This is a genomic window from Enterobacter sp. E1, from assembly GCF_016809815.1.
GTDB lineage: Bacteria > Pseudomonadota > Gammaproteobacteria > Enterobacterales > Enterobacteriaceae > Enterobacter > Enterobacter adelaidei.
Window position 1 is genome coordinate 369,432 of sequence record NZ_JAFBJM010000003.1, and the last position, 15,069, is coordinate 384,500.

Annotated in this window: 12 protein-coding genes; 9 read left to right on the top strand and 3 right to left on the bottom strand. The window is 54.3% G+C overall.

The genetic code is table 11. The features are described from left to right. Nucleotides 1–198 precede the first annotated feature (198 nt). Both ppnN and queF read right to left on the bottom strand, forming a co-directional pair. Nucleotides 199–1,563 carry a nucleotide 5'-monophosphate nucleosidase PpnN gene (gene ppnN / locus JGF26_RS10840; protein ID WP_108091054.1) on the bottom strand — a complete coding sequence of 455 codons (1,365 nt, stop codon included), beginning with the start codon at nt 1,561–1,563 and terminating at the stop codon, nt 199–201. Between the two features lie 116 nt (nt 1,564–1,679). Beyond that, entirely contained in the window at nt 1,680–2,522 is an 843-nt protein-coding gene (queF, locus tag JGF26_RS10845; RefSeq protein WP_028016892.1) for an NADPH-dependent 7-cyano-7-deazaguanine reductase QueF, read from the bottom strand. 69 nt (nt 2,523–2,591) lie between these two features. On the opposite strand from queF, the gene syd reads away from it, so the two are divergent. The 8 genes from syd (at nt 2,592) to JGF26_RS10885 (ending at nt 10,905) form a co-directional block, all read left to right on the top strand. Continuing rightward, nucleotides 2,592–3,137: a SecY-interacting protein gene (gene syd, locus JGF26_RS10850; protein ID WP_134707880.1), complete on the top strand. Its 546-nt coding sequence runs from the start codon at nt 2,592–2,594 to the stop codon at nt 3,135–3,137. A gap of 630 nt (nt 3,138–3,767) precedes the next feature. Then, nucleotides 3,768–4,097, top strand: coding sequence for a YqcC family protein (locus JGF26_RS10855; protein ID WP_028016890.1), 330 nt, complete (start codon nt 3,768–3,770; stop codon nt 4,095–4,097). Further along, entirely contained in the window at nt 4,094–4,870 is a 777-nt protein-coding gene (truC, locus tag JGF26_RS10860; RefSeq protein WP_108091051.1) for a tRNA pseudouridine(65) synthase TruC, read from the top strand. The genes JGF26_RS10855 and truC overlap by 4 nt, the downstream gene beginning before the upstream one ends. A 24-nt stretch (nt 4,871–4,894) precedes the next feature. Further along, nucleotides 4,895–5,344, top strand: a complete 450-nt coding sequence (locus JGF26_RS10865; protein WP_028016888.1) for a flavodoxin — start codon at nt 4,895–4,897, stop codon at nt 5,342–5,344. 295 nt (nt 5,345–5,639) lie between these two features. After that, nucleotides 5,640–6,995, top strand: coding sequence for a galactarate/glucarate/glycerate transporter GudP (gene gudP, locus JGF26_RS10870; protein WP_028016887.1), 1,356 nt, complete (start codon nt 5,640–5,642; stop codon nt 6,993–6,995). Continuing rightward, nucleotides 6,995–8,335, top strand: a complete 1,341-nt coding sequence (locus JGF26_RS10875) for an enolase C-terminal domain-like protein (RefSeq protein WP_134708027.1) — start codon at nt 6,995–6,997, stop codon at nt 8,333–8,335. Before gudP ends, JGF26_RS10875 begins: the two co-directional genes overlap by 1 nt. A gap of 15 nt (nt 8,336–8,350) precedes the next feature. After that, complete coding sequence (gene gudD, locus JGF26_RS10880; RefSeq protein ID WP_134707879.1) at nt 8,351–9,688, top strand: glucarate dehydratase; 1,338 nt, start codon at nt 8,351–8,353, stop codon at nt 9,686–9,688. A 77-nt stretch (nt 9,689–9,765) separates the two neighbouring features. Next, a complete protein-coding gene (locus JGF26_RS10885) occupies nt 9,766–10,905 on the top strand; it encodes a glycerate kinase (protein WP_028016884.1) in 1,140 nt (379 codons plus the stop codon). 43 nt (nt 10,906–10,948) lie between these two features. Here JGF26_RS10885 and barA read toward each other — a convergent pair whose 3' ends face one another. Further along, nucleotides 10,949–13,708, bottom strand: a complete 2,760-nt coding sequence (gene barA / locus JGF26_RS10890) for a two-component sensor histidine kinase BarA (protein ID WP_028016883.1) — start codon at nt 13,706–13,708, stop codon at nt 10,949–10,951. Between the two features lie 57 nt (nt 13,709–13,765). On the opposite strand from barA, the gene rlmD reads away from it, so the two are divergent. Next, the gene (gene rlmD / locus JGF26_RS10895) at nt 13,766–15,064 is read left to right on the top strand and encodes a 23S rRNA (uracil(1939)-C(5))-methyltransferase RlmD (protein WP_134707878.1); all 1,299 of its coding nucleotides are present in this window, start codon (nt 13,766–13,768) and stop codon (nt 15,062–15,064) included. Nucleotides 15,065–15,069 lie beyond the last annotated feature (5 nt).

Genomic DNA, 15,069 nt, shown 5'->3' on the forward strand with positions numbered 1-15,069 from the left:
TAAAGAAACGGGTTTTTAGTATTTTCTGGCGGGTAATTTGGATTAAGGCTGATAACTTACGGTTGTAAAATCAAGGTAATCGTTTGCGTTCTGGTGTGATTTGTAAAAGATATAAGCGAGCTATATGAATTGCTTCGGTAATAAAAAAGCCGGGACGCGTTGTATGACGACCCGGCTTTAAAGAGAAGACGCTAAGCGTTAAGTGCAGATTTCGTAGCAAGGAATGTAGGCTGAGCCTGGCAGCTTCATGCGGTGTTGGGCGACAAAGCCCTGCAGCATATCGTCCATGCGACGCATCATCTCCCGGTCACCGTGAATTTTGTACGGACCATGTTGTTCAATGGCGCGGATGCCCATCTCTTTCACGTTCCCCGCCACAATCCCGGAGAAGGCACGACGCAGATCGGCAGCCAGGACTTCCACCGGTTGATCCGGGTAGAGTTTCAGGTTCGCCATATTCTCGTGCGTAGGTTCGAATGGGATCTGCAGGTCCGGTGCAATACGAATTGACCAGTTGAAGCTGTAAGCATCGCCGGTATCACGACGATTCTCTTTCACCAGCGGCATCGATTTTTTCATCTGACGAGCCACTTCTGCTGCATCATCAATGATGATGCGATAGTGACGACGCGCGGATTCCCCCAGCGTATGCACGATGAACTCGTCCAGCACGCGGAAGTAGTCGGCGCTCTCTTTTGGTCCGGTCAGGATCAACGGCAGAACCTGATCTTTATTGGCCGGGTTCATCAGAATGCCCAGCAGATAAAGCAACTCTTCCGCTGTTCCCACACCGCCCGGGAAGATGATAATGCCGTGGGCGATACGGACAAACGCCTCAAGACGTTTCTCGATATCCGGCATGATAATCAGCTCATTAACCAGCGGGTTAGGTGGCTCAGCAGCGATGATTGACGGTTCGGTCATACCGATAAACCGCCCCTCTTTGTAACGCTGCTGTGCATGCCCAACCGCGGCACCTTTCATTGGCGCTTCCATTGCCCCTGGGCCACAGCCCGTACAGATATTCAGTTCACGCAGGCCGAGTTGCGTTCCCACCCGACGGGCATAGAGATATTCGGTTTCGTTAATGGAGTGGCCGCCCCAGCAAACGACCATGTTCGGTGCTTCGCCGACGTGCAGGGCACGAGCGTTTCGCAAAATCGAGAACACCAGGTTGGTGATATGGACAGAGCTTTCCAGATCGAGATGCTGGAAACGGCCTGCGTTGTGGATCTGCCCGTTAACAAACAGGATGTCACGCAGCACGGCAAACAGGTTGGCCTGAAGTGATCGAATAATGCGCCCGTCGACGAAGGCGTCTTCCGGCGGGTTGATCACTTCCAGTTTCACGCCACGCTCGCGGCGCAGCACGTTGATATCAAAGCTTTCGAAGCGGGACAGCAGTTCTTTACTGTTATCTGTCAGGCTTCCGGAGTTCAGTACGGCAAGTGAACAGTTACGAAACAGTTGATAAAGATCGCTGCTGGCCGTGCGTTTAAGCATGTCCACTTCCAGCTGCGACAACATATCCATTGAGCCAAGCGGGCTAATATGTGTAATCAAGTGAGCTCCTTACGGGACGATTATCGTCTTTCCCTGTTGATTACAATAGCCCTGGCTTATGAGATTTCACAACACTTCGGGCGGAATACCGCCCGCATATTATGAAAATATTTATGTTACTGACGCACCAGACGGCCAGTCGCAGGCACAAAATTGGTATTGGTGCGCCACGGGTTAATATCCAGCCCACCACGTCGGGTATAGCGCGCGTAAACGCTCAGCGTCTCAGGATGGCAGAAACGCTGAATGTCATTAAAGATGCGCTCCACGCACTGCTCGTGGAATTCATTGTGATGACGGAACGACACCAGATAGCGCAGCAGTTTTTCCCGGTCAATTTTCGGGCCACGATACTGGATCTGCACGGAACCCCAGTCCGGCTGATGGGTAATCAGGCAGTTGGACTTCAGCAGATGGCTGACCAGCGTCTCTTCGACCACCTTCCCGCTCGCCGCGTTTTCGAGGTAATCAGTGCTGAATTCGTAGCTGTTCACCTCGATATCCTGATCGTCGATGCAGGTACCGTTGAAGTGGGCAATGGGCTGCCCTTCGAGTTCATCCAGACGATACAATGAAACGCTTACGTTGCCCTGAGCGCAGGCACTTAAATCACGTTCCAGGGTGTGCTGAACGTCGTCCCAGCTATTGAATTTTGTCTGGTTAAAACTGTTGAGATAGAGCTTAAAACTTTTGGACTCAACGAGATTAACGCTGGCGTAATCCAGCTCAACATGGCCCACCGCCACCTGCGGCAAACCGCGAGCGTTAAGCCACGAGAGTTCGTACAGCGTCCAGATATCTCCGCCGACAAACGGCAGTGCATCCGCGTGTAAACCCAGAGGATCGCGATTCAGGCTGCGCGGCACACCCTGCAGCAGGCTTGCATCGTAGGTGTCGCGGTAATCGGTCGATTTACCCAGCGTTAAGCCGGTTAACGCCTGATGATTTTCGTAAGACATGTTTCATAGCCACTTTACAGGTACACTTATGGCCTGAGTTTATCCTGTCTTACAAGAAGAGAGAAATCGGTGGACATCGAAACTGCAAATGCCCTCACTACCTTCACGACCCGTTATTGCGATGCATGGCATGAAAAGCATGACACATGGCCACAAAGTACTGATTTATATGGCGTGCCGTCACCGTGCATTATCTCTTCTCAGGATGATTACGTGATCTGGCAGCCGAAGCCCAATCCCGGTGAGCAAAATGTAAATGCGGTTGAACGGGCAATGGATATTGTGATACAATCTGCCGTTCATGCGTTTTATACCACGCAATTTGCAGGGGATATGCCTGCACGCTTTGCTGATATTACGTTGACCTTGTTGCAGACCTGGAGTGAAGACGATCTGCAGCGTGTTCAGGAAAACCTGATTGGGCATCTGGTCACGCAAAAGCGCCTTAAGCTTTCTCCGACACTCTTTATTGCCACGCTGGATAGCGAACTGGATGTAATATCCGTCTGTAACTTGTCTGGTGAAGTGGTTAAAGAGACAATCGGTACCCGCAATCGCGAAATCCTCGCCCCCTCTCTTGCGGATTTCCTTACACGAATTGAGCCACTGCTGTAATCCTTGATGCTACAGCGCGTGTGAGAGATCTCTTACAAGGTTTGTGAGAGATCGCTGGAACATTCAGTATTACCTTATTTAATTAAGATTAATATTACTCTGTTTTTCAATGGATTACTTGTTCATTGCATGACTTTTAGCGCTTTCTTAAGGCTTACACAACTGACAGGGTGGGTTGTAAGACGAAGCGGAATAGCGGATTCTATCTCCGTCGACAGGACGCCGACACGAGAAACGAACATCAGGATGATGGCGTTTCTTACTCAGGACACGTCAGGATGGCGCTGCAGGAAGGCTTCAGGATGAAGCAAAAGGATAACGCAGGATGTGTAAGGGACACCTCCAGGAAGGAGAATGAGAGCCGGTCAGGATGAGCGGTGGGTCAGGAAGGCCAGGATGTTTCAGGATGAAACAAACATATCAGGACGATATGTGCAGGATGCATCGGTTTACGGATGACCAGGCCTTCGGGCATCAGGAAAAGTTGTCACGGATGAGCAGGGAGCACGAATTGTAGCTGGAATGCTGCGAAACGAACCGGGAGCACTGTTTTTACAGTGCTCCCTTTTTTTATTTCTGCCTTCCGCAATGCTATGCTGCGCGCCGTTCATTTTTTCAGTTGAGGTTACTATGACGCAACACGATCGCGTTCGTGCCCGGTTGCACGCCATCGAAGCCCTTTTGCGCCAACATCAGCTGTGGCAGGAGACTGCACCGCAGCCAGAAGCGTTCGCAAGCACACAGCCATTCTGCCTGGATACGCTGGCACCGTTCGAGTGGCTCCAGTGGGTATTAATTCCGCGTATGCACGCACTGCTGGAAGGCGGTCATCCGCTGCCACAGGCCTTTGCTGTTTCTCCCTATTATGAAATGGCGCTTGAGGCGACGCATCCAGCGCGCGACGTGATGCTGGTCGAACTGGAAAAGCTGGATGCCCTGTTTGCCGGTGAAGATGCATGACGCTTGAGATCCTCTATCAGGATGAGTGGCTGGTGGCGGTGAATAAACCGTCCGGCTGGCTGGTGCACCGAAGCTGGCTGGATCGCGACGAGAAAGTCGTGGTGATGCAAACCGTGCGCGACCAGATTGGCCAGCATGTTTTCACTGCCCATCGTCTCGACAGGCCGACCTCCGGCGTTCTGCTGATGGGGTTGTCCAGCGAGGCAGGCCGCCTGCTGGCGCAGCAGTTCGAACAGCACCGGATCCAGAAACGCTACCACGCGATTGTCCGTGGCTGGCTTACGGAAAGTGCCACACTGGACTATCCGCTGGTGGAGGAGCTGGACAAAATTGCCGATAAATTTGCCCGTGATGACAAAGGCCCGCAGCCCGCGGTGACTGATTATCGCGGCATGGCGACTACCGAAATGCCGGTGGCAACCAGCAAATTTCCGACCACACGCTACAGCCTGGTTGAGCTTCTGCCTAAAACCGGGCGTAAGCACCAGCTGCGACGCCATCTTGCGCACCTGCGCCACCCGATTATTGGCGATAGCAAACACGGCGATCTGCGCCAGAACCGCAGCGCGGCCGAACACTTTGGTTGCCATCGTCTGATGTTGCACGCCAGCGAGCTGAGCCTGACGCACCCGTTTACCGGCGAACCGCTGACTATACGCGCGGGGCTGGACGACGTCTGGATGCAGGCGCTGTCACAGTTTGGCTGGCTGGGACAACTCCCCGAAAATGAAAGGGTTGAGTTTGTATCGGGCAACGTTCAGGATGAACAGTAAACGCATTCAATATGGGAAAATATCATGGCTGAAGTAGGCATTTTTGTCGGCACAATGTACGGCAACTCGCTGCTGGTAGCGGAAGAGGCTGAGGCAATACTCGCCAGCCAGGGCCACAAAGCCACGGTCTATGAAGACCCGGAACTGGCAGACTGGAAAAAGTATCAAGATAAATACATTCTGGTGGTGACCTCCACCACCGGACAGGGCGATCTTCCGGACAGCATCGTGCCGCTTTTCCAGGGAATTAAAGACCAGCTCGGCTATCAGCCGGACGTTCACTACGGCATCATTGCGCTGGGCGATAGCTCTTACGCCAACTTCTGCGGCGGCGGTAAGCAGTTCGATGCTCTCCTGCAAGAGCAAAGCGCCCAACGCGTCGGCGAGATGCTGCTGATTGATGCGGGCGAACACCCTGAGCCTGAAAGCGAGTCGAACCCATGGGTTGAACACTGGGCGACGCTCCTTAAATAGTTCTGTATGCCGGGTAAGGCGTAGACGCCACCCGGCTGTACATCCCGCACCAAACGCCAATTCCGTGAACCACCTTCAACTCCCCTGGGCTAATGCCATAAACAACCTCTCACACCCCCTTCAATACTGTGTTTTTGCACGGTGAGAGACGGTGTCACTCCTTCATATACTTTTCCGGTCACTATAAAACGGCGTCAGGCCGTACCAAAACGACAAAACACAAATCTCATTCTGATTACCCTACCGGTGCTGTACAGAATGAACCAGGCGAAAGCTATGTTTCAGGAGTGCAACAATGAGTACATTAAGCCACGCAGCGAGCAGCGCTGAGAAGCGCACCAATGCCCGCTACTGGATAGTGGTGATGCTGTTTATCGTCACGTCCTTTAACTATGGTGACCGCGCCACGCTGTCGATTGCCGGCTCGGAAATGGCAAAAGACATCGGCCTTGATCCGGTGGGCATGGGTTACGTTTTCTCTGCATTCTCATGGGCCTACGTTATCGGGCAAATTCCTGGCGGCTGGCTGCTGGACCGTTTTGGATCTAAACGCGTCTATTTCTGGTCCATCTTTATCTGGTCGATGTTCACCCTGCTACAGGGGTTCGTCGATATCTTCAGCGGCTTCGGCATTATCGTGGCGCTCTTCACGCTGCGCTTCCTGGTAGGCTTAGCGGAAGCGCCTTCCTTCCCGGGCAACAGCCGCATTGTGGCGGCATGGTTCCCGGCGCAGGAGAGGGGAACGGCGGTAGCGATCTTCAACTCCGCACAGTACTTCGCAACGGTGATCTTCGCGCCCATCATGGGCTGGCTGACGCATGAGGTGGGCTGGTCGCACGTATTCTTCTTCATGGGCGGGCTTGGGATCGTCATCAGCTTCATCTGGCTGAAAGTGATCCACGAACCTAATCAGCATCCCGGTGTGAACAAGAAAGAGCTGGAGTACATTGCCGAAGGCGGAGCGCTGATCAACATGGATCAAAAATCCGCAAAAGCAAAAGTCCCGTTCAGTCAGAAATGGGCACAGATCAAACAGCTTGTCGGCTCGCGGATGATGATCGGGATCTATCTTGGCCAGTATTGCATCAACGCCTTAACTTACTTCTTTATCACCTGGTTCCCGGTTTATCTGGTGCAGGCGCGTGGTATGTCGATTCTGAAAGCGGGGTTTGTCGCCTCTGTTCCGGCAATCTGCGGCTTCGTTGGGGGTGTGCTCGGCGGGGTGATTTCCGACTGGCTGATGCGCCGCACCGGTTCCCTGAACATCGCGCGAAAAACGCCGATTGTGCTCGGCATGCTGCTCTCCATGACCATGGTGTTCTGTAACTACGTAAATACCGAGTGGATGATTATCGGCTTCATGGCGATGGCTTTCTTCGGTAAAGGGATCGGTGCGCTGGGCTGGGCGGTGATGGCAGATACTGCGCCAAAAGAGATCAGTGGTCTGAGCGGCGGTCTGTTCAACATGTTCGGCAACATCTCCGGGATTGTCACCCCCATCGCTATCGGCTACATCGTCGGCACGACGGGCTCTTTCAACGGTGCGCTGATCTACGTGGGTGTGCATGCGCTGGTGGCGGTGCTGAGTTACCTGGTGCTGGTGGGGGATATCAAACGCGTCGAACTTAAACCTGTTGCGGAGCGTGGATGATGACAACGCAATCAAGCCCAATCGTCACTGAGATGAAGGTCATCCCGGTGGCCGGGCAGGACAGTATGCTGCTGAATATTGGCGGCGCACATAACGCCTGGTTTACCCGTAATATCGTTGTGCTGACAGACAGTGCAGGGAATACCGGCGTGGGCGAAGCGCCTGGCGGAGAGGTGATTTATCAGACGCTGGTCGATGCCATACCTCGGGTGGTGGGTCAGGAGATCGCCCGGCTGAATAAGGTGGTCCAGCAGGTACATAAGGGAAATCAGTCGGCAGACTTTGATACCTTCGGAAAAGGGGCGTGGACGTTTGAACTGCGCGTCAATGCTGTCGCCGCTCTGGAAGCCGCCCTGCTTGATTTACTGGGCAAGACCTTGCATGTCCCGGTCTGCGAATTGCTGGGGCCAGGCAAGCAGCGCGATGCGGTGACGGTGCTCGGCTATCTGTTTTATGTTGGCGATCGCAACAAAACCGACCTGCCTTATCTGGCTCACTCGCCGGGCAGCCACGAGTGGTATCACCTGCGTCATCAGGAAGCGCTCTCCGGTGAAAGCGTTGTCCGGCTGGCTGAGGCGGCGCAGGATCGTTACGGTTTTAAAGATTTCAAGCTTAAAGGCGGCGTACTGCCAGGTGAGCAGGAGATTGAAACGGCCCGGGCGCTGAAAAAACGATTCCCGGAGGCGCGTATCACGGTTGATCCGAACGGAGCATGGCTGCTGGATGAAGCGATCAGCTTGTGTAAAGGGCTGGGGAATGTCCTGACCTATGCGGAAGATCCCTGCGGCGCCGAACAGGGATTCTCGGGTCGTGAAGTCATGGCCGAGTTCCGTCGCGCCACCGGGTTGCCAGTCGCCACCAACATGATCGCGACCAACTGGCGTGAAATGGGTCACGCTGTGATGCTGAACGCTGTCGATATTCCGCTGGCTGACCCGCATTTCTGGACGCTTTCAGGTGCAGTACGTGTCGCACAGCTGTGCGATGACTGGGGGCTAACCTGGGGCTGCCACTCCAACAACCACTTTGATATTTCGCTGGCGATGTTTACCCACGTTGGCGCGGCGGTACCGGGTAACCCCACCGCTATCGACACCCACTGGATTTGGCAGGAGGGTGAAGCTCGCCTGACCAAAAATCCGCTTGAGATCAAAAACGGCAAAATTGCTGTGCCGGATGCGCCTGGGCTGGGTGTAGAGCTTGACTGGGATCAGGTTCATAAAGCCCATGAGGCGTATAAAAAACTGCCTGGTGGTGCGCGTAACGACGCAGGACCGATGCAGTACCTTATCCCCGGTTGGACATTTGACCGTAAGCGCCCTGTTTTCGGACGTCACTGATAAAAGGATTGAACGATGAGCACTTTTTCTACCCCCGTAGTCACTTCCATGCAGATCATTCCGGTTGCGGGCCATGACAGCATGCTGATGAACCTGAGTGGTGCGCATGCGCCATTCTTTACCCGCAATATCGTGATTATCAAAGACAACTCCGGTCATACTGGTGTAGGCGAAATTCCGGGTGGGGAGAAGATCCGTACTACGCTGGAAGATGCCATTCCATTAGTTGTCGGTAAAACGCTGGGCGAGTACAAAAATGTGCTGAATACCGTGCGCAATACTTTCGCTGACCGCGATGCGGCTGGACGTGGGCTGCAAACGTTCGATCTGCGTACCACTATCCATGTGGTGACCGGTATCGAAGCGGCAATGCTGGACTTGTTAGGCCAGCACCTGGGCGTTAACGTCGCGTCACTGTTAGGCGATGGCCAGCAGCGCAGCGAAGTGGAAATGCTGGGCTATCTGTTCTTTGTCGGCGACCGCAAGCTGACGCCTCTGCCGTATCAGAGTCAGCCAGATGAACAATGCGACTGGTACCGACTTCGCCACGATGAGGCGATGACTCCGGATGCGGTGGTGCGTCTGGCGGAAGCCGCTTATGAGAAATACGGCTTCAACGATTTCAAACTGAAGGGGGGCGTGCTGGCGGGCGAAGAAGAGGCGGAAGCCATATCTGCGCTGGCGAAACGTTTCCCGCAAGCGCGCGTAACGCTCGATCCGAATGGGGCCTGGTCTCTTGATGAAGCGATCCGCATTGGTAAACAGCTGAAAGGCGTGCTGGCCTATGCGGAAGATCCGTGCGGGTCTGAACAAGGTTTCTCCGGCCGCGAAGTGATGGCGGAATTCCGCCGTGCAACAGGTTTGCCAACGGCAACAAACATGATAGCAACCGACTGGCGCCAGATGGGGCATACGCTTTCTCTGCAATCTGTCGATATTCCGCTGGCTGACCCGCACTTCTGGACGATGCAGGGTTCAGTGCGCGTGGCGCAGATGTGTCATGAGTTTGGCCTGACCTGGGGCTCGCATTCCAACAACCACTTCGATGTGTCGCTGGCAATGTTCACTCACGTTGCCGCTGCTGCACCGGGTACGATCACTGCGATCGACACGCACTGGATCTGGCAGGAAGGCAATCAGCGCCTGACCAAAGAGCCGTTTGAGATCAAAGGGGGCATGGTGCAGGTGCCGTCCACACCGGGGTTAGGTGTTGAGCTGGATATGGATCAGGTTATGAAAGCTCACGAGCTGTATCAGAAACATGGCCTGGGTGCGCGCGATGATGCGATGGCGATGCAGTATCTCATCCCGGGCTGGTCATTTGATAATAAACGTCCGTGCATGGTGCGATAAATGTGCAGGGAACGCTCCCATTGCTGGTCATTTGCGTGGTGTATGCTTAACGTAACAACGATGCGTAAGGATGGCTTATGAAAATTGTTATCGCACCGGACTCATATAAGGAAAGTTTGAGTGCGCTTGAGGTTGCGACAGCGATAGAGCGTGGTTTTCGCGAGATCTTCCCCGAGGCAGTTTACGTCAAACTGCCGGTCGCGGACGGTGGCGAAGGGACGGTTGAGGCGATGATTGCGGCAACGCAGGGAAGCATTATGCATGTTCCGGTGACCGGCCCGCTGGGCGAGCACGTGGACGGGTTTTATGGTTTGTCCGGTGATAAGCAGAGTGCCTTTATTGAAATGGCAGCGGCCAGCGGCCTGGAGCTGGTTGCGCCTTCGCAGCGTAACCCTCTGAGAACCACCTCCTGGGGAACAGGTGAGCTTATCCGTCATGCGCTGGATGCGGGCGTTAAGCATATCATTATTGGCATTGGCGGCAGTGCAACCAATGACGGCGGTGCAGGGATGGTGCAGGCGCTGGGCGCTAAATTGCTCGATGCGAGTGAACAGCCTCTTGGGCAGGGCGGGGGCGAGCTGGGAAAACTCGCGCGTATCGACCTGAGCGGGCTGGATAAACGCCTGGCTGAGTGCCGGATTGAGGTGGCCTGTGATGTCACTAATCCGCTCACCGGAAAGGATGGCGCGTCAGCCGTATTTGGTCCGCAAAAGGGGGCCACACCCGAGATGATCGTCACCCTGGACAACGCGCTTGCTCAGTATGCGCGGGTCATTGCCCGGGATCTGGATATCGATGTGTTGAACCTTGCTGGCGGTGGCGCAGCGGGCGGCATGGGGGCAGCACTGTATGCCTTTTGCGGTGCGCAGTTGCGCCAGGGGATTGAGATCGTGACCGATGCGCTACACCTGGCCGACCAGGTAGCCGATGCGGATTTGGTGATCACGGGTGAAGGACGCATCGACAGTCAGACGATCCACGGCAAAGTCCCGGTAGGTGTGGCGAAAGTGGCCAAACGCTTTAACAAACCCGTCATCGGTATTGCGGGGAGTCTGACGGCGGATGTTGGCGTGGTACACGAACACGGCATTGATGCGGTGTTTAGCGTGATCTACACCATCTGCTCACTGGAAGACGCGCTGGAAAATGCCAGTGAAAATGTCCAGATGGCCGCAAGGAATATCGCGGCGGCGCTGAAAATAGGGCAGGCATTTTAGCTGTGATTGCCGGGTAAGGCGAAACCGCCACCCGGCTTTTACCTCAGCTTCCCAGCACTTTCATCGCTTCCCGCGTCACATTATCCATCTCATCCAGCAGCTCCAGAAATTCCGGTTCAAGCTCAGATTCCGGCGTACCGGCACGCAGTTGCTGCTCCAGCAACTGGCAGAGATTTTTCAGCCGCGGCACGCCGCTGTATCCACAGCTGCCGTGCAGCTTGTGAATCGCTTCCAGCAGATCGTCCGGGTTTTCACCCACCAGTTGCTCTTCAACCTTATTGCGAATTTCCGGTAGAAACGCGACGAGCATTTGCAGCATTTCGCGCGCTAAGTCGGGTTTTCCTGCTGCCTGACGCAGCGCAAGCTGCCAGTCAAAAGTCGCGTTCTGATTGACGCTAATCTCAACTGGCTCGGCAGATGGCGTGTACGTCCCGCCTGAATGCCCCGGTTTATAGCGTAACAACAGGTTATGAAGTTTCTCTTCGTCGATAGGTTTAGCCAGATAATCATTCATCCCGGCACTCAATAGCTTCTCTTTCTGACCGGCCATCGCATGCGCGGTGACCGCAATCACCGGGGTCTGCTGCTGATGCGGGAGCTGATGGATCAGCTCACAGGCCCGAATGCCATCCATACCCGGCATTTGAATATCCATCAGAATTAAATCGAACTGCATCTGTTTAGCCTGTTCAACCGCCTGCGTGCCACTGGTACACAGTTCAACATGCTGAACCTGGTCTTCAAGCAATACGCCAATGAGCTTCAGGTTGGCCGGGTTATCATCCACGGCCATCACGCTCATCGGCAATTTTTGCTCATTGTCAATTGGAGGCAGAGCATTCTGGCTAAGACGGCAATATTCCGTCAACGCTGGCAGCAGTCTGGTCGCGGTAAGCGGTTTTAGCAGACACGCGGCGGCCCCGTCATTCTTCAACTCTTCTGCATTGAGCTGGGCATGGCAAGGGAGCGCCAGCAGCAGATAGTCTGTCATTGACGCGGCTTTCGCCAGCCGTTCCTGTTGCATGGTCAGTTCGCCGGTGAAAGTGACCGGGATCCCCATCAGCAGAATGTCGTAGTGTTCAACGGCAAGGGCTGAGAAGGTTGGGCTGTAGACCACTTCCAGCGGCGTGGTGCTTAAAATATCGAGCGCACACTGCGCCGCCGCCGCGTTAGGCTCGACGTAGGCCAGACGCTTGCCTTTCAGGCAGTCTGTCACCGGACCATCTGTCAGCACGTTCGGGTTGAGGTCCAGATTAATGTGGAACCAGAAGGTTGAACCGCGGTTCGGCTGGCTGTGGAAAGAGATATCTCCGCCCATCTCATTCACCAGTCTTTGCGTGATCACCAGCCCCAGACCAGTACCGCCATGACGGCGGGAGATACTGGCGTCTGCCTGACGAAACGCCTGGAACAACCGCGACTGATCGCGCTCAGGGATACCGATGCCGGTATCGCGGATCTGCACTTCAATCTGAACCTTGTTATTACTGATAGAACGTTTTTCCACCAGAATGTCGATGTTACCGCTTTCGGTGAACTTAATGGCATTTCCGACAAGGTTAGTAATAACCTGCTGCAGACGAAGCGGGTCGCCAATGACGTTATCCGGCACATCGTTCTTGATGTTAAGTGTCAGCTCCAGCCCTTTATCGTGCGAGGAGTGTGCGAGAAGCGTGACCACTTCATCCAGTGTGCTCCGCAACGGGAACGGGATACTCTCCAGAATAAGCTTGCCTGCTTCCAGCTTGGAGAAGTCCAGCACGTCGTTAATGATCGCTAACAGGTTGTTAGCGGAGCGCTCGATAGTGTGCAGATGGTCGCGCTGAGTCGGGTTAAGCTCGCTTTTCAGCGTCAGGCGGGTAAAGCCGATCACACCATTGAGCGGTGTACGCAGCTCGTGTGACATATTGGCAAGGAATTCAGATTTAATACGTGCTGCTTCCTGCGCACGCTTTTTCGCCAGATCCAGCTCAACGTTCTGAATCTCCATCTGTTCCAGCGTTTCGCGCAGGTCAGACGTGGCCTGGTCAACGTTGTGCTGCATCTCTTCGTGATACGCCGCCAGAGACATCGCCATCGAGTTGATGCCATTTTTCAGCATATCCAGCTCGCCCAGCATAAACCCTTCAACGCGGCTGTCGAGCTGACCCCGGCGAATACGGTCAACCGTGTTGACCATGTTGCGGATGGGCCCCGTCACATCGCGCATCAGACGCCAGCCGAAGATCAGTGCAATACCGATGCAGAACAACATCATCACGCCAGAGATGAAAATTTCTTTGTACTGCTGTAGCCGTACCGACTTGAGATCCAGCTCCAGTGCGACATATCCCAGCATATTATTGCTGGATTTGGCGTCGGATTGCGCAGACTCATCGGGTGAATAACTTTCTGAAATGATCGGCGTGCGCAGGATCATGATATCCCCGCGCCGAAGCACTGTGAGCTGGCGCGGGAACGGTGTGCCGTCAGGGATTTTCAGGGACGCCGGATCGAGATGAAAATTCGAGGTCACAAACAGACGGTTATGTTCGTCGTAAACGGAAATGGCACGAACAATGTCCGAGTGACGACGGTGGAGCACGCTGATTAACTGACCAATGGACTCGCGGTTTTGCAGGTTCATCCCATACTCACTGGACACGGCCAGCGGTTCGATGATGCTGGCGCCAGCACCTTCCAGTTGACGCTGCAAATCGTTATAGCGATGCACCACAAAGAAGATACTCAGCAGCAAACCGATAAGAACGGTGGGGGCGAGGATCAAAATCATCATGCGCGCGCGCAGGCTGTAGTTGGTCATGGCGTTCCGTTATGGGACAATTAAGATAATTATGTTTATGTGAGAAAAATCTCGGCGATGGCGCAATTCTACTCTGCAAAACGACGCGTGACGACGCGTCAAATCATCACTGTTGAAGCTACGGACCTGGATCCTTTTGGCCAGGGGGTTGCTCGACATAATGGTAAGACTCTGTTTATAACAGGTTTACTGCCAACAGAACGAGCAGAAATTACGCTGACAGAAGATAAACGGCAGTACGCCCGTGGACAGGTGAAGCGTCGCCTCAACGATAGCCCGCAGCGTGTGGAACCTCGTTGCCCGCACTTTGGTATCTGCGGAGGCTGTCAGCAACAGCATGCGAGCACAGAATTACAGCAAAAAAGCAAAAGCAGCGCCCTGGCGCGTCTGCTTAAACATGACGTAAGCGAGATTATTGCCGGTGAGGCGTGGGGTTATCGCCGCCGTGCGCGCCTGAGTCTCAGCTTTCAACCAAAAACTGAGCGGCTGGAGATGGGGTTTCGCAAAGCCGGCTCCAGCGATATCGTTGATGTGAAGCATTGCCCTGTTTTGGTGCCCCATCTTGAGGCATTGCTTCCAAAAGTGCGCATTTGTCTCTCTGGGCTGGAGGGTGTTCGCCACCTTGGGCATGTCGAACTGGTCATGGCAAATAATGGCCCGCTGATGGTTTTGCGCCACACCACGCCGTTGTCGAAAAAAGATCGCGAAAAACTGGAACACTTTTCGCATTCCCACGACCTGGCGCTTTTCCTGGCACCACAAAGCGAGATACTTGAGCAGGTTACAGGTGACGCGCCCTGGTATGCGTCAAACGGACTACGCTTAACGTTCAGCCCGCGGGATTTCATTCAGGTAAATGATGGCGTTAACCAGCAGATGGTTGAGAAAGCGCTGGCGTGGCTGGATGTTCAGAAAAGCGATCGGGTGCTCGATCTGTTCTGCGGAATGGGTAACTTCACGCTGCCGTTGGCGCTAAAAGCCGCCAGCGTCGTCGGCGTGGAAGGTGTTGAGGCGCTGGTGGCTAAAGGGCAGGAGAACGCAAAGCAGAACGGCTTGCAAAATGTGACCTTCTTTCATCAAAATCTTGAGGAAGATGTCACCCAACAGCCGTGGGCGAAGCAGGGCTTTGATAAAATTTTACTCGACCCGGCTCGTGCTGGTGCACCGGGTGTCATGGCACATATTATTAAACTCGCGCCGAAGCGTGTGGTCTATGTTTCCTGTAACCCGGCAACGCTTGCCCGTGACAGTGAGGCATTAATCAGTGCGGGTTACCAGATTCGGCGTCTGGCAATGCTGGACATGTTCCCGCACACTGGACATCTGGAATCGATGGTGTTGTTCGAGCACATCTAATTTGT

What these genes read in the sequence shown, in the direction of transcription:
- queF (WP_028016892.1), bottom strand. Translation starts at nt 2,522, where the DNA reads ATGTCTTACGAAAATCATCAGGCGTTAACCGGCTTAACGCTGGGTAAA.
- JGF26_RS10855 (WP_028016890.1), top strand. Translation starts at nt 3,768, where the DNA reads ATGACGCAACACGATCGCGTTCGTGCCCGGTTGCACGCCATCGAAGCC.
- truC (WP_108091051.1), top strand. Translation starts at nt 4,094, where the DNA reads ATGACGCTTGAGATCCTCTATCAGGATGAGTGGCTGGTGGCGGTGAAT.
- JGF26_RS10865 (WP_028016888.1), top strand. Translation starts at nt 4,895, where the DNA reads ATGGCTGAAGTAGGCATTTTTGTCGGCACAATGTACGGCAACTCGCTG.
- gudP (WP_028016887.1), top strand. Translation starts at nt 5,640, where the DNA reads ATGAGTACATTAAGCCACGCAGCGAGCAGCGCTGAGAAGCGCACCAAT.
- JGF26_RS10875 (WP_134708027.1), top strand. Translation starts at nt 6,995, where the DNA reads ATGACAACGCAATCAAGCCCAATCGTCACTGAGATGAAGGTCATCCCG.
- gudD (WP_134707879.1), top strand. Translation starts at nt 8,351, where the DNA reads ATGAGCACTTTTTCTACCCCCGTAGTCACTTCCATGCAGATCATTCCG.
- JGF26_RS10885 (WP_028016884.1), top strand. Translation starts at nt 9,766, where the DNA reads ATGAAAATTGTTATCGCACCGGACTCATATAAGGAAAGTTTGAGTGCG.
- barA (WP_028016883.1), bottom strand. Translation starts at nt 13,708, where the DNA reads ATGACCAACTACAGCCTGCGCGCGCGCATGATGATTTTGATCCTCGCC.
- rlmD (WP_134707878.1), top strand. Translation starts at nt 13,766, where the DNA reads ATGGCGCAATTCTACTCTGCAAAACGACGCGTGACGACGCGTCAAATC.